Consider the following 20,551-nt stretch of genomic DNA (forward strand, 5'->3'; position numbering starts at 1 on the left):
GCACCAGAAAAATCAGCCCGACGGCAGCAAGGAAAACGGCGCGCAGGTAGCCGCGCTTTTCCAGCGGGAAAAGCGTCGCAGCCATGACGACAAACGATGCCAGAACGGCGGGCAGATACACCTGCCAGTGCCGGGTTTTGTCCAGCCCGGCCGCCACCAGCAGCGCCGGCAGTGCCACCCACATGGCGAGCTGTACCGCATGCAGCACAAACACGCCAAAATTGAGGCGCAGCAAGGCCGGGTCTTTCAGGACTTCGAGCACGCTGCCGCGCGCCGGGCTGGTGTGGACAAGCGGCTCGGCAGGCACCCACCACAACACAACGGCAATGCCGGCCAGCGCCAGCAAGCCGGTCAGTGCAAACAGGCCGTGCAGGCCGATGAAGCCGGCCAGCCAGGGCGCGACCACCAGCGACAGCGCAAACATCAGCGCGATGCTGCCGCCGATCAGCGCCATCGCCTTGGTGCGCACTTCGTCCCGGGTGGTGTCGGCCAGCAAGGCGGTCACGGCGGCAGAAATTGCACCCGCGCCCTGCACTGCCCGGCCAATGACCAGCCAGTGCAGGTCAGGCGCCCAGGCCGAGACAAAGCTGCCCACCGCGAACAGGACCAGACCCGCAACAATCACCGGCTTGCGGCCCCACCAGTCGGACGCCAGTCCAAAGGGAATCTGCAAAAACGCCTGGGTCAGGCCGTAAATGCCCATCGCCAGGCCGACTCGCGCCGGATCGTCGCCGCCGGGGTAGCGGGCGGCTTCCAGGGCAAACACCGGCAGCACCAGAAACAGACCGAGCATCCGAAGCGCGAAGATCGACGCCAGGGAAAAGCTGGCGCGCCGTTCGGTGGGTGTCATGGGGTAGGAGGACGGCACGGGAGGTTCTGAGGGCACGGGCGGATTGAACTGGTTTAGGGATGGGAGCGCCGTGAACCCACGGCCGGATTTCTATTATCTTTGAATTGGCAGGCGGCCACAGATGGGTGGCAGCAGCAGGAAAAAGCGGCCGGGTTTCGATCGGTCCTGCACGGTACAAGGCCGCCCGGCTGTGTGCGTACAGCCGTGCAGTAAGCTCAGCGCTGCGACAGAAAATGCCTGATCGCGCCATTCACGCGCTCGGGATGCGTCACCGGGCCCATGGGGCCAAGATACGGGAACGCCAGCATTCTGGCTTGTGGCAACACCTTACTCAGCAACCGCGCAACGCCGAGGGACGACGCTGGAGAGAGCCCGCCGAGCATGTAAAGAATGGGCATGCCCAGGGCGCAAAATGCATTCAGAGGCGGGAGATCTGCGAACAGGGCACTGGCCCAACCACAGACGTTGACCATGGAAGCGGCCACCAGCCCCTGCCGCGCCGCAATGGCCGTGTCACCCGCATCAATGGCCTCGGCCGCACGCGCGGCAGCCTGGCGTATGGCATCGACGGCAGGTCGGGGCAGCCATCGGCGCCGCTGCCGCGCGGTAGCAATAGCCGATCAGAACAAATGGGTCACCCGCCCTGGCAAACACCGTCTCGAGCAGCCTCACCTCATCGCCCAGTGACACCGCCTGGTTCGCCGGCCAGGCCGGCCCCTTTCCAGCACCCAGCAGATCGGGCGCCAGCACATGGAACTGCGGCGACAGCTGGTCCATCAGGCTGCGCCATTGCGTGCGCCGAGTTGCTTCCATTCGAATGAAGGCAGACGACGCCGGGACCGGTTCCCGCTTTTCGAAAAAAAGCGCATCTGGTGCGGTGTCGGAGCGTCCATCGCGCGAGCCTAGCGGAGGGCCGAGATCAGGACAAACTCGCCAGGCAGGCGATAGCCCCGGCCATGCCGCCATGGGGTGATCGCTTCAAGGTAGCGGGCACGCACCCTTTCCCGCACGTCCTCGCCAAGTCGCGCCCAAGCCAGCGCGACCGGTCCGCCGACAAAGGCCGCATCGCAGGCTTGGTGCGCATCTGAATAGTCCAGTGTGGTGGTGATGCGGTGCTGCTCAACGGCATGGAACCCCGTGGTTTCGCACAGTCGGGCCAGCACGCCGTCCTGCCCCAGTCTGAAAAACAGAGGGCAAACCTCGCTGGCCACCTCGACGTCAATAATGGGAAAAACGGCAGACCAGCCGCACTGCGCGCGCTCTCCCCACACGGCCAGGCCCAGCCGCCCGCCCGACCGGAGCACGCGCCACATTTCGCGCAGGGCCTGCGCAGGCTCCGGCATGTACATCAGCCCGAGCGCGCAGAGCGCTGCGTCGAAGCGGGCGTCAGGAATGTCCAGGGCTTCGCCGTCCATGCGCGCAAAATCCGCATTCAAGATCCCTTGCGCGGCCGAGCGCCGCCCGGCGGTATCGACCATCTGCCCGGACAGGTCAATGCCCAGAACCTGCCCGCGCGGAGCCACCGCACGAGCGGCCTCCAGGCTCACGAGGCCGGTGCCACAGGCCACGTCCAGCACCTGCTCACCCGGCGCCAGCGAAGCCGATGTCAGCAGTTGGGCCTGGGCAAAAGCAAGCTGGTCCTGCCAGAGGACTTCATAACTGGCCGCTGCCAGGTCCCATCCGTAGCGCTGAACGCGCCTTTGTACTCTGGCCTCCACGTTCAGCGCCGCGTGATGACCACTTCGAGATACTCGCTGGGAACCACCAGCGCGCCGGGCCCCGCACGGTTCAGCCCGTTGAGCAAAGCTGTCATGTCGGTCTCCAGCGCTTTCGCCTTGTCTTCGGGCAGCGCGGCGAAGGCTTTGTGCACCGGCCCGTACCAGGTGCGGAAGACTTCGATGAAATGCGCCGCCGAGCGGTAGCGAAAGTTAAACAGGCGGCGTGTCACGTCGATGGCTTTGGCCTGGTCGCCGAACAGCGTGTGCAAGTGCTCCTCTACGCCCCAGCGGGACGGAGGCTGCACGTCCGGCGGCGGTGGCAGGTGCCGGCCAAGGGTCTTGAACAGCTGGCCGATGAAGCCCTCCGGTGTCCAGTTGGCCAAACCGATGCGCCCGCCAGGGCGGCACACCCTGGCCATCTCCGCAGCGGCCTTGGGTTGGTCGGGCGAGAACATAACGCCGAAGGTCGATAGCACGACGTCGAAGCTGGCGTTGTCGAACGGCAGTGCCTCGCAGTCCGCGGCTTGAAACTGCACGTCGAGCCGTTCCGCGCGTGCGCGTTCGGCGCCGCGCTCGAGCAGGGCGGGCACATAGTCGGTGGAGGTCACCCTGCAGCCGCGGCGCGCCGCCGCGAGCGTGGCATTGCCGTTGCCAGCCGCCACGTCGATCACGCGCTCGTCCCAATGCAGCTCGCACGCTTCGGCCAGTTGCTCGCCGACGATCTGCAGGGTAGTGCCGATGACGGCGTAATCTCCGCTGGCCCAAGCGGTCTGCTGGCGGGTTTTCAGGGCGTTGAGGTCGGTCGGGGTAGTCATTATTACTCCTTGTTGGCGGGGTGATGGGACGAGGGATGGGACAGTCACTGAAAACGGTTGGCGACGATGTAGGTAAGCGCGCAGTGGGACTGCTCCCACACCGCGATCCCATTGCCACTCGCGGCCAAAAGCAGCGGTCGAAATGGGCTTATCGCGCCTTGCAGCGTGAACCGAACAGTCGATGCGGTCATGGTATTTCTCCTGTTTCTATCGGGTGTCGGGTCAAGCTGGCACCAAGCTAGGTTGGATGAAGCGGTTGGCTGCCAGTGTCGATGCGCATACTGTGCGCTGTCCTGTCCGCGCGTCCGTGTTTTTTGCCCTTTCGTCCACCGCTGCGGCGCAGTGACCAAGGCACGCACGCGGCGGCTCCAGACTCCCTAAGATCGGCTTATCGCAATTTACCTGAGAGGCCAGGATGACTACGCAAGACATCGCAGCGGCACTACAGCGTGTTGAATCTGTTTTTCAGCGCCGCCCCGAGTCCGGCGTGCACGACGACGCACCCGGCGTCGCACGTTGGCAGGGCGGCACCCGGACCGTGGCGGTGCATGCCAACGGCACACAGGTATCGACCGACATGCCGAAGGAGTTCGGCGGCACGGGCGACCAGGCAACGCCGGGCTGGCTGCTGCGTTCGGCGATGTCTGCCTGTACGGCAACGGCGATCGCGATGAACGCCGCGCGGCGCGGCATCGCGATCGAATCGCTCGAAGTGCGCAGCACCAGCCGGTCCGATGCGCGTGGGCTTCTCGGGATGGACGACGGCCACGGCTTGCCCGTCTATCCCGGACCGGCCGATCTGCAGATGATCGTGTCCATCACGGCGCCAGGGGTACCGGACGCTTTGCTGCGCACGCTGGTCGAGGACAGCAACCGCTGCTCTCCCCTGACGGCCGCAATTCGAAATGCGTCGGACCTGCTCTTGCGCATCGAGGTTGGCGGCGACTGATGGACGCGCTGTCGGAGACCTTGCGGGTGGTGCGCCTGACCGGTGCGATCTTCATCAACGGGCGGTTCACTGCCCCCTGGTGCTACCAGTCACCGCGGGCAGACTCGGCCGCGCCGCTGCTGGAGCCGCTCGCCGAACAGGTGGTGATCTTCCATATGATCACCGAAGGCGAATGCTGGGCCGAACTCGCAGATACGCCGCCCGTGCACCTGATCGCCGGCGACGTCATCGTATTCACCCGGGGCGACGCGCACCGCATGGCATCCGCGCCCGGCCTCATGCCGGCCACGGGCGGGCGTCTGGACCAGGTGCTGGCACGCCGGCCGCGCCAGCTGTCTTACGGTGGCGGTGGAGCGGTGACGCGGCTAATCTGCGGCTATCTCGCCTGCGACCATCGCCTGGCCCGCCTGATGCTGGCCGGACTGCCGCCCCTAGTAAAGGTCAACGTGCGCGGCTCCAATGCCGGCGCCTGGCTGGAAGCCTCGGTCCGCTATGCACTGGCCGAGGCCCGCTCGCCCAGGCCCGGCGGCGCCGGTGTGCTGGCCAAGCTGGCCGAAGTGCTGTTCATCGAGGTGCTGCGGCTTCACATGAACGAGCGCGGCGATGGCCGCACCGGCTGGCTGGCAGGCGTGGGCGACCGAGTCGTCGGCGCTGCGCTGAACCTGCTTCACCGCAAGCCCGCCCATCCCTGGACGCTCGAAGAGCTGGCACGCGACGCCGGAACCTCGCGCTCGGTTCTGGCGGACCGTTTCCAGAAGCTGGTGGGCAGCTCGCCCATGCAGTACCTTGCGCAGTGGCGCATGCTGCTGGCATCGAACCTGCTGCGCCACAGCCACGCGCCATTGGCGCAAGTGGCGCAGGAGGTAGGCTACCAGACCGACACCGCGTTCAGCCGGGCATTCCACCGCGAGTTCGGATTGCCCCCGGCCGCTTGGCGGCGCGGCCAGCTGGCGGGGGCCACGGCATTGGAAAATGTGCCACCGCCCGCCACGGAAAACGCCCAGGCAGAAGCGGTTTAGGCCGGGTTCGGACAATCATGGGCGCACCGGTTACGGCCGGGCAGCCCGCGCACAGGTGTCGCACTTTGCAGTCACTATTCGGCGCGTATGGATTAAAACGCTGAAAGTCGCCCGAGTGGCAGGCGCACAACCCTGGCCTTCCGCCCTGTAAAGCACGTCGCTATGATGGTAAGTTTCCCTCTTAGCGGCACCGCCTTGAACTCCACCATAGACACCGAACACGCTGGCTTGTACCTAGCCAGTGCGCTGGCCGCCCAGCGCATCAGCATTCGCGGCGCGCGCACCCACAACCTCAAGAATATCGACCTCGACATTCCGCGCAACCAGCTGGTGGTCATTACCGGCCTAAGCGGTTCGGGCAAGTCGTCGCTCGCCTTTGACACGCTGTATGCCGAGGGCCAGCGCCGCTATGTCGAAAGCCTGTCGACCTATGCGCGGCAGTTTTTACAATTGATGGACAAGCCCGACGTGGACATGATCGAGGGCCTGTCGCCGGCGATTTCCATCGAGCAGAAAGCGACCTCGCACAACCCGCGCTCGACCGTCGGCACGGTGACCGAGATTCACGACTACCTGCGACTGCTGTTCGCCCGCGCCGGCACGCCTTTTTGCCCGGTGCACGATTTGCCGCTGCAGGCGCAAAGCGTCGCCGAGATGGTCGATGCGGTGCTGGCGTTGCCCGAGGACACCCGGCTGATGATCCTGGCGCCGGTAGCGCGCGAGCGCAAAGGCGAATTTGTCGATCTTTTCGAAGAGATGCAAGCCCAGGGTTATGTGCGTTTTCGGGTCGACGGGGCAACCTTTGAGTTTGACGCGCTGCCAAAGCTCAAAAAGACGGAAAAACACAATATTGACGTGGTGATTGACCGCGTCAAGGTGCGTTCCGACAGCGATCCGCTGCCAGCTGCGGGCACTGAGCCCGCAGTGGTGCCGCCGCCCGCACTGCGCCAGCGGCTGGCCGAAAGCTTTGAAGCGGCGCTGCGGCTGGCGGACGGCAGGGCGATTGCGCTGGAAATGGACACGGAAAAAGAGCACCTGTTCAGCGCCAAATTTTCCTGCCCTGTCTGCAACTATTCGCTCAGCGAGATGGAGCCGCGCCTTTTTTCCTTTAACTCACCCGTCGGCGCCTGCCCCTGCTGCGACGGCCTGGGCCACCGGGAATTTTTCGATCCGGCGCGGGTGGTGGCTTTCCCTTCCCTTAGCCTGGCTAGCGGCGCGGTCAAGGGCTGGGACCGGCGCAATGCCTATTACTTTTCCATGCTGGAGAGCCTGGCCAGCCACTACAAGTTTGACATCGACACAGCCTTTGAAGAGCTGCCCGAGAGCGTGCGCCAAGTGGTGCTGCACGGCTCGGGCGAGGAAGAGGTCAAGTTTAGCTACCTGATGGATTCGGGGCAAAGCGCCGGCAAGAAGGTCAACAAGAAGCACCCATTCGAAGGCATCATCACCAACTTCGAGCGACGCTACCGCGAGACCGACTCCGCCGTGGTGCGCGAAGAACTGGCCCGCTACCGCAGCGTGCAGCCCTGCCCCGACTGCGGCGGCACGCGCCTGCGGCTGGAGGCGCGCCATGTGTTTTTGGTAGGTACACCGCAGGGCGAAGACGCGGCCAGCCCCCGCAAGACCATCCACGAAATCAGCCACCTCACGCTACGCGAGAGTTTCAACTACTTCAGCACCCTGAGCATGCAGGGCGCCAAGGCCGAAATCGCCGCCAAGGTGGTGCGCGAGATCGGCCTGCGGCTAAAATTCCTCAATGATGTGGGCCTGAATTATTTGAGCCTGGACCGAAGCGCCGAAACGCTTTCGGGCGGCGAGTCGCAGCGCATCCGGCTGGCCAGTCAGATCGGCTCGGGCCTGACCGGCGTGATGTATGTGTTGGATGAGCCCAGCATCGGCCTGCACCAGCGCGACAACGACCGTCTGATCGGCACGCTCAAGCACCTGCGCGACATTGGCAACAGCGTGCTGGTGGTCGAGCATGACGAGGACATGATCCGCGCCGCCGACCACGTCATCGACATGGGGCCGGGCGCGGGCATTCACGGCGGCCGCGTGATGGCGCAGGGCACGTTCGAGCAGGTGCAGGCGAATCCGGATTCGCTGACCGGCAAGTACTTGGCGGGGACCTTGAAAATTGCGGTGCCGAAGCACCGCACGGCCTGGCTGCCCACCGTAAAAAACGCCCGCGCTTTCGACCGAAGCAAATCGCGCTTTGCACCCAGCCCGGCAGCCGAACGCCGCGCGGCGCGTGAAGCGGCTCACCAGGCCACGCTGGGCGACATGCAGGCGTTGCGCGTGATCAACGCCACCGGCCACAACCTGCAGGGCGTGAGCGTCGAATTTCCGGTCGGCCTGCTGACCTGCGTGACCGGCGTGTCGGGCTCGGGCAAGTCCACGCTGGTCAACGACACGCTGTACGCCGCCGTGGCCCGCACGCTGTACCGCGCGCACGAAGAGCCGGCGCCGCATGAAAGCATCGAGGGCATCGAGCATTTCGACAAGGTCATCAACGTCGACCAGTCGCCCATCGGCCGCACGCCGCGCAGCAACCCGGCGACCTATACCGGGCTGTTCACGCCGATCCGCGAGCTGATGGCCGAGATGAACACGGCGCGCGAGCGCGGCTACGGCGCCGGGCGCTTTTCTTTCAACGTCGCCGGCGGGCGCTGCGAGGCCTGCCAGGGCGACGGCATGGTCAAGGTGGAAATGCACTTTTTGCCCGACGTGTATGTGCCCTGCGACGTCTGCAAGGGCCAGCGCTACAACCGTGAAACGCTGGAGGTGCTGTACAAAGGAAAAAACATCGCGCAAATCCTCGACCTCACAGTCGAAGTCGCGGCCGAGTTCTTCAAAGCCGTGCCGACGCTTGCGCGCAAGCTGCACACACTGCTGGACGTTGGCCTGAGTTACATCAAGCTGGGCCAGGCGGCCACCACACTGTCGGGCGGAGAGGCGCAGCGCGTGAAGCTGGCGCTGGAATTGAGCAAACGCGACACCGGCCGCACGCTTTACATCCTGGACGAGCCGACCACCGGCCTGCACTTTGCCGACATCGACCTGCTGCTCAAGGTGCTGCACCAGCTGCGCGACGCAGGCAACACGATCGTGGTGATCGAGCACAACCTGGACGTCATCAAGACCGCCGACTGGGTGATTGACATGGGTCCGGAAGGCGGGGCCGGCGGCGGCCGGGTGGTAGGCGTGGGCACGCCCGAAGACATTGCCGCCAACCCGGACAGCCATACGGGTCATTACCTCGCGCGGCTGCTGTAACCGCTTGCGTCCGCCGGTGCGCATTTTTCGGCGGACGCTTGCCGGCGCGACGCGTACCCCGCTCCGGAGGGGTTTTTTTATAGCTGGCGGACTCAAGCTCGACGTGCCTTTTTGGATGTAGCGTTGCCCAGGAATGACCCGTCTTGCTGGATGATGGCGCGAAGGTCGGGTGGATCGGCCGACCGAATCATCGACTGCGATCCTCCCAGTCCACCCACGGCACATGACTGGCCTTGAGATAGCCACCCACGGCCTGACCGACCGTTGCAAAGAACCGGTTTTCGCCGAGCCTGGAGAGAAGGCCGAAACGCTTGAGCTTGTCTTTGACCGGATCCTTCATTTCAGCAAAGCACAGGTCAATGTTGGCGGCATGCAAGGTGTCATCAAGTTCTTGCAGCATGTCAGCGGCAGTGATGTCAACGCTGGTGACCGGCTCTGCGCTGACGACGAGCCAGCGCACGGGCGTTGGCGATGCCGCCACGGCGTCGAGAACGTGATCCCGAAACAGCTCGGCGTTGGCGAAAAACAGGGGCGCATCCCAGCGAAACAACACCAGTCCCGGGATGACGCGGGCATCTGGATATCGCGTGATGTCGTGGTAACCCTTGACGCTGTCGACCCGGCCCAGTACGGCGCAGTATGGGCGCCAGGCATCCCAAAGGAACTCGATGATGGCAATCACGATCGCCAGGCCGATGCCCTCGATAGCGCCGAGAACCGCAACGCCGGCCATGCAGCCGATGGACAGCCAGAACTCCCAGCGCTGGATGCGGTAAATGCGGCGCAGATCCTTGATCTCGATCAGGGCGATAGCCGAGGCAATCACCACTGCGGCCAGTGTGGCGATGGGCAGGTTCTTGAGCAGGCTTGGTGCCACCATCAACAGACCGGCCACAGCAAGTGCCCCGACGACTCCCGCCAGCTGGGTCTTGGCCCCGGCGGCCTCGGCGACCGGTGTGCGTGAAGCGCTCGCGCTGATCGGAAAGCCCTGAAAAACGCCGACGACCAGGTTCGCCACCCCCAGACCCACCATCTCCTGATTCGGATCGACGACGGAGCCTGCGCGCGCGGCATAAACGCGCGAGAGCACGCTGGTGTCAGCGAAGGACACCAGCGCAACAGCCACTCCGCCCAGCAGCACCGGGACGATGTCGGCCGAAGTAATCAAAGGAAAAGCCAGGGCCGGCAAACCCTGGGGGAGTGAGCCGAGGACCGATAAGCCGGCACGCGTGGCAAGGTCCAGGACGGCGGTTGTGACGGTCGCGCCCACCACGGCAATGAGCACACCCGGCAGGCGTTTGCTGCGCCTGAGCAACAGAATCACGGTGAGCGTGCCTGCGCCGAGCAGCAACGCTGTCCAGTTGGTATTACCGGCGCTCACTGCATGAATAAGCGCCAGGGATTTGTCCAGCACACCGTCGCCCTTGATCGAAAAACCGAAAAGCGCAGGCAATTGGCTGACTATCACGGTCAGCGCGATGCCATTCATATAACCGTAGCGAATGGGCTTGGAAAGCAGTTCGGTGACAAAGCCCAGACGTGCCGATCCAGCCACGATGCACAAGATTCCCGAGACTACCGCCATCATCCCCGCCAACGCCAGCGCGCGCTGCGGATCACCCGCAGACAGCGGCAGCACGACGCCCAGGATAAGGGCGACGAGCGAGGAATCCGGGCCGAGCACGAGTACCCGGCTTGGCCCGAACAGCGCGTAGGCCAGCAGCCCGAAGATGGTCGCATACAAACCGGAAATGGCCGGCAAACCAGACGCAACCGCGTACGCAATGCCGACCGGCACCAGCACGGTGGTCAACACCAGACCGGCCACGAGATCATGGCGCAGCCATGCAACCTCGTATTGGCGCAAGGCCAGCAAGCCCGGCAGCCAGCGCAGCCAGCCGGTCGCCCTCCCGGCGCGTATCAGGCGGGCGGGTTCAAGCGGTGCCAGGGAAGGCGTCGAGTCGCTCATGAAATCTGCCGGACTTTGAAGGTGAGAGCGCAAGTGTAGGCGCCGGTCCACTTTTTCCCCTTGTGCCAAGAATTTTTCTGATCCTCGTTTTAGTCCGGAGGATTCCACCAACGCCACATCTCAAAGTCACCGCGCATTGCCCGCTAACCGGTCCGCGTCAAAGGCAATTTTTGCCATGCCCGCAAAAATCCGTGCACAGAGCACCGGATGCGGGCATGATTCCTGCAGGCGCTCAGCCCATGCGGACAGGATCTGCCCAGCTGCATCCAGGAACCACTTCACCAAGATAAGGAATTCATTTTGAAATACCAGTCTTTGCCCCTCTCGCGTCGCCTGCTGTGTGCCACTGGAGCCGCCGTTCTGCTGCTGTGCCACGGCGCATCCGCACTAGCAGCAACACCTAAAGACACGCTGGTCATTGCCTTCGGTTTTGACGACATCATCACGATGGACCCAGCCGAGGCTTTCGAGCTGTCGGCTGGCGAAATCATGGGCAACACCTATGACCGGCTGGTGCGGCTCGACGTCAGCGACCCATCCAAGCTGATTGGCGATGTCGCCAAGTCCTGGACCGTGTCGCCAGACGGCAGGACCTACATTTTTGAGCTCAAACCCGGTCTGAAGTTTGCCTCCGGTAACCCGCTCACGGCCGAAGAAGTGGCTTACTCGCTGCAGCGGGCGGTGAGTCTGGACAAATCACCGGCCTTCATCCTCACGCAGTTCGGTTTTACCAAAGACAACGTGAAGGACAAGATCAAGGCGACCGGGCCCTTGAGCCTCACGATTGAAACCGACAAGGCTTTCGCGCCCACCTTTGTGCTCAACTGCCTGACCGCCAACATCGCGGCCATTGTTGACAAGAAGCTGCTGATGTCCAAGGAGTTGAACGGCGACTGGGGTTATGGCTGGCTGAAGACCCACTATGCCGGCTCTGGCCCCATGAAGCTGCGCGAATGGCGTGCCAACGAAATCGTGGCGCTGGAGCGCAACGACAGCTACTACGGCGACAAACCCAAACTGGCCCGGGTGATTTACCGCCATGTGAAGGAAGCCGCCACCCAGCGCCTGCTGCTGGAAAAAGGTGATATCGATATCGCCCGCAACCTGAGCCCGCAAGACATTGCCGCGCTGACGGGCAACAAGGACGTCAAGATCACATCGACACCCAAGGGCACGGTTTACTACATCAGCCTGAACCAGAAAAATGCCACACTGGCTAAACCCGAGGTGCGCGAGGCCATTAAATGGCTGATCGACTATTCGGCCATCGGCGACACGCTGATCAAGAACATTGGCGTGGTTCACCAGAATTTCCTGCCCATCGGCCTGCTCGGTGCCAGCACGGAGAATCCCTACAAGCTCGACGTCGACAAGGCGAAAGCGCTGCTGGCCAAGGCCGGTGTGCCCAATGGCTTCAAGGTGACGATTGACATGCGAACCATCCAGCCGGTGCAGGGCATTGTCGAAGCCTTCCAGCAGACCGCCAAGCGCGCCGGCATCGAAGTTGAAATCGTTCCCGGCGACGGCAAGCAGACGCTGACCAAATACCGCGCCCGAACCCACGACATGTACATCGGCCAGTGGGGCGCCGACTACTGGGATCCGCACTCCAATGCCGACACCTTCACACGCAATCCCGACAACGGCGACGATGCCAAGGCGAAGCCGCTGGCCTGGCGCAATGCCTGGGCGATTCCCGATCTGACCAAAAAATCGGACGCCGCCGTGCTGGAGCGCGACGCCGGTAAACGCAAGGCGATGTATGAAGAGTTGCAGGCCGAGTTCCGCAAAACCAGCCCCTTTGTCATGCTTTACCAGCAGACCGAAGTGGCGGCTTACCGCAATAACGTCGACGGCCTGAAGCTGGGCCCGACGTTTGATACCAACTACATGTTCCGGGTGTCCAAGCGCTAATGCGGAACCGGGGAAATACCGGCTTTGGAAGTTTCTGATCCACTCGCCGCAGGCAGCGCGCGGGCGGGGGCCGTCACTATGCGGACCACTGGCGCGCGCCTGACGCGGCAGCTGAATGCAACCGCACGTTTCGCGCTGGTGATCCTGCTGACCTACCTGGGCCTGCTCGCCGTCACATTTTTCATTGGCCGGGTGATTCCGGTGGACCCGGTGCTGGCCATGGTCGGCGACAGTGCGCCCGCGCATGTGGTGGCCCGCGCGCGCGAAGAAATGGGACTGAACAAACCGCTCTACCAGCAGTTTTACATGTACCTCGGCAAGGTGCTCAAGGGTGACTTTGGCACCTCGGTGCTGACGGCCAACCCGGTGATGCAGGACATACGCCGCGCCTTCCCGGCGACGCTGGAGCTGGCCAGCCTGGGCATCCTGCTGGGTGCCGGCCTGGGCGTGCCGCTGGGCGTGTGGGCGGCGGTGCGGCGCGGCAAGTTGGTTGACCAAGTCGTACGCGTCATCGGCCTGGTCGGTTATTCGGTGCCGATTTTCTGGCTGGGACTGATGGCGCTGCTGGTGTTTTATGTCCGCCTGGGATGGGTCGCCGGGCCCGGGCGCATTGATGTGAGTTACGAATTCACGCTGGTGCAGGTGACCGGCCTGCTGCTCGTGGACACTGCCATGGCCAGCGAATGGGAGGCCTTTGGCAATGCCCTGTCGCACCTGATTCTGCCGGCATCGCTGCTGGGCTATTTTTCACTGGCCTACATCAGCCGCATGACACGCTCTTTCATGCTCAATGAACTGGCGCAGGAATACGTGGTCGCCGCGCGGGCCAAGGGCCTGTCGGAGGCCCGCATCATCTGGCGCCATGCGCTGCGCAATGCCATGGTGCCGCTGGTGACCGTCATCGCGCTGTCGTATGCCGGCCTGCTCGAAGGTTCGGTTCTGACCGAAACCGTTTTTGCCTGGCCCGGACTGGGGCTGTACATCACCAATTCACTACAAAACGCCGACATGAACGCGGTGTTGGGCGGCACCATCGTGGTGGGTTCCATTTTTATCGGCCTGAACCTGCTGTCTGACTTGCTCTACAAAGTGCTGGACCCAAGGACACGCACGCGATGACCGATACGATGCTTTCAAAACCCGAAAGCCTGCCCGCGCGCAGCGACGAGCCGTCCCTGGCAAGCGCAGCCTCGCCGGATGGCAAAGAGCCAAACGCAGTGGACGAACGTGAGGGCCACGGCCGCCGCGCCGGGCCGCCCCAAGCAAGGCCAGCCCCCTCGGGGGGCAAAGAGCCACACGCAGTGGGCGAACGTGGGGGCCTTGTTGCCTGGCTGATATCTGACCGGCCGCTGTCGCGCCGCCAGGCAGCGCTGGGGCGGGCTTACGGCGCATGCCGCACCTTTTCACGCAACCGCCTTGCCATGGTCGGCCTGGTCATTGTGGTGGCGCTGGTTTTGGTTGCGCTGTTTGCCGACCTGCTGTCGCCCTATTCGGCCTACATCGGCGACCTGCGCACCACGCGGCTGCTGCAACCGTCATGGGCCCACTGGATGGGCACGGATGACCAGGGCCGCGATATCCTTTCGCGACTGATCCAGGGCTCCCGCATCACGCTCTTTGTGGTGGTGCTGGTGGCGGTACTGGCCGCACCGATCGGCCTGGTGGTTGGCACTGTGGCCGGCTATGCCGGCGGTCTGGTCGACGCCACCCTGATGCGCATCACCGATATTTTTCTGGCCTTTCCACGGCTGATCCTGGCGCTGGCCTTTGTCGCCGCGCTCGGCCCCGGCATCGAAAACGCGGTGATTGCGATTGCCATCACCTCTTGGCCGCCCTATGCCCGGCTGGCGCGCGCCGAGACGCTGACGATACGGCAGACCGACTACATCGCGGCCGTACAGCTGCTGGGAGCGTCGCCGTGGCGCGTCGTGCTGCGCCACATCATGCCGCTGTGCGTTTCGTCAGTCATCGTGCGGGTGACACTCGACATGGCGGGCATCATCCTGACGGCGGCCGGCCTGGGCTTTCTGGGCCTGGGCGCGCAACCGCCCATGCCCGAGTGGGGCGCGATGATTGCCAACGGCCGGCTCTATGTGCTCGACCAGTGGTGGGTGGCGGCGGCACCGGGCGCGGCAATCTTCATCGTCAGCCTGGCCTTCAACCTGCTGGGCGATGGCTTGCGTGATGCGCTGGATCCGAAAGCCGCCAGATGAATACGAATCCTCTTCTGGTCGTTGAGGACTTGCGGGTGGCCTTCCCGGGGCGCGATGGCAGCATGACTGACGCGGTGCGGGGCGTGTCCTTCACGCTGGGCCGCGAGCGGCTCGGCATTGTCGGCGAGTCAGGCTCGGGCAAATCGCAAACCGGTCGCGCTATTCTGGGGCTGACCGCCCCTGAAGGACGCATCAGCGCCAAACGGCTCGAATTCAACGGAGTCGATCTGCTTCATTGCCCAGCGCATCAGCGGCGCGCGCTGCGCGGCGGGCGCATTGCCATGGTGTTGCAAGACCCGAAATTTTCGCTCAACCCGGTCATGACGATTGGCGCGCAGATTGTGGAAACGCTGCGCGCGCACACGCCGGTGTCGGCGCGCGAGGCCAGGGCGCGTGCGCTGGCCGCACTTGAGTCGGTCCGCATCGACAACCCCGAGCGGGTCTACAAGCTGTATCCGCACGAAGTGTCGGGCGGCATGGGCCAGCGCGCCATGATTGCGATGATGTTGATTGCCGACCCCGATATTCTGATTGCCGACGAGCCGACCTCGGCGCTCGATGTGACGGTGCAGCTGCAGGTGCTGTCCATCCTTGATGCGCTGGTGGTGGAACGCGGCATGGGATTGATCCTGGTATCGCATGACCTGCGGCTGGTGTCCTCGTTTTGCGACCGCATCCTGGTGATGTATGCCGGCCGGGTGGTCGAGGAACTGGCAGCGGGTGGACTGACCCACGCCCAACACCCCTACACGCGCGGCCTGATGGCTTGTTTGCCGCAACTGGGCACCTCGACGCATCCGCTGCCGACGCTGGACCGGCAGCTGGAGTGGGCAACATGACGAGCAGCCATGCACTGGGGCTGGACGTCCAGCGGCTGCGCGTCAGTTTTGACGGCTTTGTCGCCGTGGCAGACACTTCTTTTAGTGTCCGTCCGGGCGAAAGCTTCGGCATCGTGGGCGAATCTGGCTCGGGCAAATCAACGGTGCTGCGCGCCATCTGTGGCCTGGCGCTGAAAGAGTCGGGTACGGTGCAGCTGACAGGCCCGGACGAGACGCCGGCAACGCTGGCTGCGACCGGCAGCAAGACCTTTCGCCGCCGGGTACAAATGGTTTTTCAGGACCCTTACGGTTCCCTGCATCCGCGGCAAACCGTGGACCGCCTGCTGGCCGAGCCACTCGCCATTCACGCCATCGATGACGCTGAAACGCGCATTGAGCGCGCGCTGGATGAAGTCGGGCTGGGCAGCGGCTTTCGCTTTCGCTACCCGCACCAGCTGTCGGGCGGGCAGCGCCAGCGCATCGCCATTGCGCGGGCACTGATCCTGGAGCCGCAGATTTTGCTGCTCGACGAACCCACTTCGGCGCTCGATGCGTCGGTGCAGGCGGAGGTGCTGAACCTGCTCGAAGAACTGCGCCGCCGCCGCAACCTCACCTTCATCATGGTCAGTCACGACCTGGCCGTGGTCACGCACCTGTGTGAGCGTCTGATGGTGATGCAGCGCGGCCAGACCGTGGAGTTGCTGGCGGCTGCAGACCTGGCTGCGCGACGCGTCGCAGACCCCTACACACTCAGCCTGATGCAGGCATCAGCGGGATTCCGGCGCCGGCCGGAGGTCGCGTGAGGCCCCGGAGCAACCTAAAAAACGGATCCTGACACCATGATCAACTGGGAAGCCCACGCCTGCCTGCCGCTGCACCCCCAAGCCGATTTTTCACCGCTGGACCGCCTGCGCGAAGCCGGCGTCAACTACGTGTCGATCAATGTCGGCATGGACATGAATCCGGTATCGCAGATCCTGTCGGTGCTGGCGGCCTTCCGCGCCAACATCGCCGCGCAGCCGGGTCGATTCCGGTTGGCCAGCAGCGTGACAGATATTGAAAAAGCCGCCGCCACCGGCGTGCTGGCTATCGGCTTTGACCTGGAGGGCGCAATGCCACTGCTGGAGCAACCAGACATGCTGGCGCTGTACCGTGACCTGGGCGTGCGCCAGATTCACTTTGCCTATAACCGCAACAACAGCGTGGCGGACGGTTGCCACGATGTGGAGCGCGGCCTCACGCCGCTCGGCCGGCGCATGGTGGAGGCGGTGAACCAGGCCGGCTTGCTGATGGATTGCTCGCATACCGGCAGGCGCTGCAGCCTGGACATCATGGCGGCATCAAGCCAGCCCGTCATCTTCAGCCACGCCAACCCACTGGCCCTCGTCGGGCACGGGCGCAACATCAGCGACGAACAGATACGGGCCTGCGCGGCCACCGGCGGCGTGGTCTGCGTCTCGGGCGTGTCGGCCTTTCTCGGCACACGCACGCCCACGGCTGACGATGTGGCGCGCCATGCAGCCTACATCGCCGGCTTGGTGGGCGTACAGCACGCAGGCATCGGGCTGGACATCAGCTTTCGCCAGGATGAGCTCAATGACAACCCGCCGGGCGACTACGACCCGAAATACTGGTGGCCCGGCTCGGCCGGCTACAACCATGCGATTGAGCCCATGACTTATACGCCGGTAGCAAGCTGGCAGCTGCTGGCCCAAGCGCTTCATGGCGTAGGCATGTCGGCTGGCGAAGCGGCTTGCGTCATGGGCGCCAACATGGTCCGCGTGGCGAGGCAAGTCTGGCGTCCGGTCGATACCGAACCCCGTTACTGACGCGCCGGCGCGTACTCAGGCCTGACAGCTTGCCGCTTGCGGCTAGCCGAAGCTTGTGTCAAAGTGAACCGACGCCAGTCTTGATGAAATCACTCAACCGACTCCCGGAGCCCTTCATGTCATCTATTACCCTGCGCTTTCTGTCTGAACCTGGCACTGTCAACTTTGGCGGCAAGGTGCATGGCGGCACGGTCATGAAGTGGATCGACGAAGCGGGCTATGCCTGCGCCACCCGCTGGGCCAAACGCTACTGTGTCACGGTGTCGGTCGGTAACCTGCGTTTTCAGCGCCCCATCCTGATCGGCGCCTTGGTGGAGGTGGAGGCGCGACTTGCCTACACCGGCCATACCAGCATGAACATTGCCGTGGAAGTGCGTAGCGGCGACCTCATGACGGGAGAGATGGAAGTCGTTACCGAATGCCTGGTGGTCTTCGTCGCCCTTGACCAGGACGGCAAAGCGCTCCCGGCACCATCCTGGCTACCCGAAACGCCCGGCGACATGGCCTTGTCGCAACGCGTCAAGGCCCACGTCGAAGCTGCCCGACTGCTGCCGTAAGGCGTTCAGGCAGTCTGCCCGGGCATTAAAAACCTATGAAAGAAAAGAAGGCGGCGCCGCAGGTCGGCCGTTTTTAGCGCCGGCCCAGTATCAGCCCCACCAGCACGCCGATACCTGCGGCAACACCGATGGCCGTCCAGGGCGACTCATGCACGTAGTCGTCCGTGGCGCGGGCCGCAGCCCTGGTCTTGTCGACAAGCAGGACTTCGGCATCGGCCAGGCGTGATTTCGCTTCACGCAGGCGGCGCTGGATGCGCTCACGCAGCCCGGCCATCTTTTCACCCACCTGGTCTGCCGTCGCCGAGAGCAGTTCTTCGGCATCCGATATCTCCGAACGGATCGCAGAAACCAGACGTTCCTGCGTCTTGACAATAGCTTGGCCGGCCTTGGACATGATGAAACTTTCAAAAAAATGGATTAACCCGAAAACAAGGTTAGCAGATTCACTGCCTCCACCGTGCCAGACCCGCGTAGGCTGGCGGCGCTTGGTGAATAATCCGCAAGGCGATCGTCGCACTTCCAGCGTCGCCCGCTTTACCAAGCTCTTCACCATGCCTTTGACCCACCCGAGCGTGCGCCCCTGCCAGAACGCATTGCCTCCCTGCTGCGGCGGGGCATTGTGAGCGATACCCGCCTGAGTGGTCGGGACCTGGCCGCCGCCCTGGCCGTGGTGGTGGTGTGGGGCGTCAATTTCGTCGCGATGAAATTTGCCCTGCGCGACTTCACGCCCTTCCAGCTTGGCGCTGCACGTTATATCTTTGTCGTGCTGCCGCTCGCGCTTTTTATCCGGCCGCCGGGCGTACCGTGGAAGTGGGTCGTGCTTTATGGATTTTTCCAGGGTGTCGGGCAGTTTGGCCTCATGTTCGTTGCCCTGAAAGTGGGCATGACGGCGGCACTGGCTTCGGTGTTGCTGCAGACACAGGTCTTCTTTACTGCTTTGTTCGGCTTTGTGCTGCTGCACGAGCGCGCCAGCCGCCAGTTGCAGGCCGGCATGGTACTGGCTGCACTGGGTTTGTCATGTTTCGCGATCAACTACCTCAACCCCGGTGCCGGCAGCGGCAGTACCACCCTCGCGGGTTTTGTGCTTACCCTGTGCTCGGCCGCCATGTGGTCGGCGTCCAACATCGTGGCGCGGCGTGTGCAGAAAGTGGCCGGTAACTATTCGGCCATCGCCTTTGTGGTCTGGAGCGGCCTGGTCGCCATACCGCCTTTCGTGACGCTGTCATTGGTGTTCGATCCCGAAGCCGCACGGTGGCAGTGGCAACAGGCGGGCTGGACCAGCTGGCTGTCGGCAGCCTATCTTGGCTGGGTGGCGACCATCGTGGGCTACGGCCTGTGGACCGGACTGCTCAAGCGCCACCCCGCCAACCGCGTGGCCCCCTTCAGTCTGGGTGTGCCGATTGTGGGTCTGGGCGCGGGCATGCTGGTGCTGGGCGAGGTGATCACGCCCTGGCAGTGGGGTGGCATCGCGCTGGTGGTGGCCGCGCTGGCGTGCGTCATGCTGGGCGGGCTGATGAACCGGCGCTGAAGCTGCTTGAAAACCGCCTGGCGGTTTCGACTCGAAGGCCCCCTCTGCCCAGTACCAAATATTTTTCGCCGCCGGCTCATCAGCCAGGCAGCCTGCGAAAAATTCCAGCGTGATGCACCCAGCGGGCACAGCGGGGGAACGGTCAGCATTTTGAAATGATCCATCAGTCTTTCCGGACCGTGCCCCAGCTGATGCACGGTCATCATGTTCAGCACCTGCAGCATGCCCGCCTGAATCCCGCTGAAACTGCCACGGCCGCCAAATTCAAAGGACAAAGGCGGTCTTGTCAGTTTCCCTGGGACCCTTGCGCGACTCCAGCTTGCCGCTGCCTTTTCGGCAGGCTGCAGATCAGTCATCCCATTTGCAGCGAGCCCTCAACACCGGCGGATGCCCTGGCAGCGGGGTGGCGTGGCGAAATGCCCACCAGGGTAGTGCCACCGCCCGGGCTTTGAAGAAAGCAGGGTTTAGTCCACCATTTTCGGTCATAGTTTGCTATTTATTTAATAGCAAACAGCAAATAGCGAGTAACAAATAGCGAAGAGGCAAGCGCTTGCCCCGTCTGACGTTCAGAGCATGAAACCCAGGTCTCTCGGGTAGTCAGGCCGGCCAGCTGGCGCGCCAAAGCGCCTCAGGTTGGGCAAAATACCGTCAAGTTCGTTATCGGCCACGCCAAACCACTTCGCCAGCGTGGCGGCGTACTGGTCTACCGATGTGCTGGGCAGCAGCCGGCCCTGTCCGACATGCCACTGGTCCTGCGCCGCGCCTGTGTTGCCGACGCTGACGGGCGGCGGCGTGCCATAAAAAGCCTTACCCCTGACGGCACCACCGACCATCATGTGGTGGCTGCCCCAGCCATGGTCCGAGCCATCGCCGTTGGAGGCCAGCGTGCGGCCGAAGTCTGACGCGGTAAAGGCCGTCACCTTGTTGGCAACACCCAGCTCAGCCGTGGCGGCGTAAAACGCGGCCAGCGCCTCACTCACCTTGCCCAGCAGCGCCGGGTGCTGGGAGATGAGGTTGTCGTGCAGGTCAAAGCCGCCGATGGAGACCATGAAGACCTGGCGTCTGGTGCCCAGCGCGTTGCGCGCACCAATCAGGC

Annotated in this window: 20 protein-coding genes; 11 read left to right on the plus strand and 9 right to left on the minus strand. The window is 63.8% G+C overall.

Going from position 1 to position 20,551, the window contains the following annotated elements:
* The 6 genes from HHJ19_RS08845 to HHJ19_RS08870 all read right to left on the minus strand — a co-directional run.
* Nucleotides 1-850: MFS transporter (locus HHJ19_RS08845; RefSeq protein WP_296906088.1), on the minus strand; the 850-nt coding region annotated here is incomplete at its 3' end.
* A gap of 215 nt (nucleotides 851-1,065) precedes the next feature.
* Complete coding sequence (locus tag HHJ19_RS08850; protein ID WP_296906042.1) at nucleotides 1,066-1,248, minus strand: hypothetical protein; 183 nt, start codon at nucleotides 1,246-1,248, stop codon at nucleotides 1,066-1,068.
* Between the two features lie 124 nt (nucleotides 1,249-1,372).
* The gene (locus tag HHJ19_RS08855) at nucleotides 1,373-1,663 is read right to left on the minus strand and encodes a hypothetical protein (RefSeq protein ID WP_296906045.1); all 291 of its coding nucleotides are present in this window, start codon (nucleotides 1,661-1,663) and stop codon (nucleotides 1,373-1,375) included.
* Nucleotides 1,664-1,752: 89 nt separating this feature from the next.
* The gene (locus HHJ19_RS08860; RefSeq protein WP_296906047.1) at nucleotides 1,753-2,568 is read right to left on the minus strand and encodes a methyltransferase domain-containing protein; all 816 of its coding nucleotides are present in this window, start codon (nucleotides 2,566-2,568) and stop codon (nucleotides 1,753-1,755) included.
* Nucleotides 2,569-2,570: 2 nt separating this feature from the next.
* Nucleotides 2,571-3,383, minus strand: coding sequence for a class I SAM-dependent methyltransferase (locus tag HHJ19_RS08865; protein ID WP_296906050.1), 813 nt, complete (start codon nucleotides 3,381-3,383; stop codon nucleotides 2,571-2,573).
* 44 nt (nucleotides 3,384-3,427) lie between these two features.
* Nucleotides 3,428-3,574, minus strand: a complete 147-nt coding sequence (locus HHJ19_RS08870; protein ID WP_296906054.1) for a hypothetical protein — start codon at nucleotides 3,572-3,574, stop codon at nucleotides 3,428-3,430.
* A gap of 224 nt (nucleotides 3,575-3,798) precedes the next feature.
* Between HHJ19_RS08870 and HHJ19_RS08875 the strand changes: the two genes are divergently transcribed.
* From HHJ19_RS08875 to uvrA, 3 genes are all read left to right on the plus strand, one after another.
* Nucleotides 3,799-4,332 carry an OsmC family protein gene (locus tag HHJ19_RS08875; protein ID WP_296906057.1) on the plus strand — a complete coding sequence of 178 codons (534 nt, stop codon included), beginning with the start codon at nucleotides 3,799-3,801 and terminating at the stop codon, nucleotides 4,330-4,332.
* Nucleotides 4,332-5,351, plus strand: a complete 1,020-nt coding sequence (locus HHJ19_RS08880) for an AraC family transcriptional regulator (RefSeq protein WP_296906059.1) — start codon at nucleotides 4,332-4,334, stop codon at nucleotides 5,349-5,351. Before HHJ19_RS08875 ends, HHJ19_RS08880 begins: the two co-directional genes overlap by 1 nt.
* 165 nt (nucleotides 5,352-5,516) lie before the next feature.
* Nucleotides 5,517-8,627: an excinuclease ABC subunit UvrA gene (gene uvrA / locus HHJ19_RS08885; protein ID WP_296906091.1), complete on the plus strand. Its 3,111-nt coding sequence runs from the start codon at nucleotides 5,517-5,519 to the stop codon at nucleotides 8,625-8,627.
* Nucleotides 8,628-8,814: 187 nt separating this feature from the next.
* Here the strand turns inward: uvrA and HHJ19_RS08890 are convergent, their stop codons facing one another.
* Nucleotides 8,815-10,596, minus strand: coding sequence for a SulP family inorganic anion transporter (locus tag HHJ19_RS08890; protein WP_296906061.1), 1,782 nt, complete (start codon nucleotides 10,594-10,596; stop codon nucleotides 8,815-8,817).
* A gap of 300 nt (nucleotides 10,597-10,896) precedes the next feature.
* Between HHJ19_RS08890 and HHJ19_RS08895 the strand changes: the two genes are divergently transcribed.
* The 7 genes from HHJ19_RS08895 to HHJ19_RS08925 all read left to right on the plus strand — a co-directional run bounded on the left by HHJ19_RS08895 (nucleotide 10,897) and on the right by HHJ19_RS08925 (nucleotide 17,927).
* Nucleotides 10,897-12,510 (plus strand): ABC transporter substrate-binding protein, encoded by a 1,614-nt coding sequence (locus HHJ19_RS08895; protein ID WP_296906064.1) that lies wholly within the window; start codon nucleotides 10,897-10,899, stop codon nucleotides 12,508-12,510.
* 78 nt (nucleotides 12,511-12,588) lie between these two features.
* The gene (locus HHJ19_RS08900; RefSeq protein WP_296906094.1) at nucleotides 12,589-13,629 is read left to right on the plus strand and encodes an ABC transporter permease; all 1,041 of its coding nucleotides are present in this window, start codon (nucleotides 12,589-12,591) and stop codon (nucleotides 13,627-13,629) included.
* Nucleotides 13,626-14,723: an ABC transporter permease gene (locus HHJ19_RS08905; RefSeq protein ID WP_296906067.1), complete on the plus strand. Its 1,098-nt coding sequence runs from the start codon at nucleotides 13,626-13,628 to the stop codon at nucleotides 14,721-14,723. Before HHJ19_RS08900 ends, HHJ19_RS08905 begins: the two co-directional genes overlap by 4 nt.
* A complete protein-coding gene (locus tag HHJ19_RS08910; protein ID WP_296906071.1) occupies nucleotides 14,720-15,562 on the plus strand; it encodes an ABC transporter ATP-binding protein in 843 nt (280 codons plus the stop codon). Before HHJ19_RS08905 ends, HHJ19_RS08910 begins: the two co-directional genes overlap by 4 nt.
* Nucleotides 15,559-16,344, plus strand: coding sequence for an ABC transporter ATP-binding protein (locus tag HHJ19_RS08915; protein WP_296906074.1), 786 nt, complete (start codon nucleotides 15,559-15,561; stop codon nucleotides 16,342-16,344). Before HHJ19_RS08910 ends, HHJ19_RS08915 begins: the two co-directional genes overlap by 4 nt.
* A gap of 36 nt (nucleotides 16,345-16,380) precedes the next feature.
* Nucleotides 16,381-17,370: a membrane dipeptidase gene (locus HHJ19_RS08920; RefSeq protein WP_296906076.1), complete on the plus strand. Its 990-nt coding sequence runs from the start codon at nucleotides 16,381-16,383 to the stop codon at nucleotides 17,368-17,370.
* Between the two features lie 116 nt (nucleotides 17,371-17,486).
* Nucleotides 17,487-17,927 carry an acyl-CoA thioesterase gene (locus HHJ19_RS08925; RefSeq protein WP_296906077.1) on the plus strand — a complete coding sequence of 147 codons (441 nt, stop codon included), beginning with the start codon at nucleotides 17,487-17,489 and terminating at the stop codon, nucleotides 17,925-17,927.
* Nucleotides 17,928-18,000: 73 nt separating this feature from the next.
* Here the strand turns inward: HHJ19_RS08925 and HHJ19_RS08930 are convergent, their stop codons facing one another.
* A complete protein-coding gene (locus HHJ19_RS08930; protein ID WP_296906080.1) occupies nucleotides 18,001-18,321 on the minus strand; it encodes a DUF883 family protein in 321 nt (106 codons plus the stop codon).
* Between the two features lie 225 nt (nucleotides 18,322-18,546).
* Between HHJ19_RS08930 and HHJ19_RS08935 the strand changes: the two genes are divergently transcribed.
* The gene (locus HHJ19_RS08935; RefSeq protein ID WP_296906082.1) at nucleotides 18,547-19,455 is read left to right on the plus strand and encodes an EamA family transporter; all 909 of its coding nucleotides are present in this window, start codon (nucleotides 18,547-18,549) and stop codon (nucleotides 19,453-19,455) included.
* Between the two features lie 566 nt (nucleotides 19,456-20,021).
* Here the strand turns inward: HHJ19_RS08935 and HHJ19_RS08940 are convergent.
* On the minus strand, nucleotides 20,022-20,551 hold a 530-nt coding region (locus tag HHJ19_RS08940), incomplete at its 5' end, for a DUF1501 domain-containing protein (RefSeq protein ID WP_296906085.1).

This window comes from Polaromonas sp., assembly GCF_012927415.1.
Classification (GTDB): domain Bacteria; phylum Pseudomonadota; class Gammaproteobacteria; order Burkholderiales; family Burkholderiaceae_C; genus Polaromonas.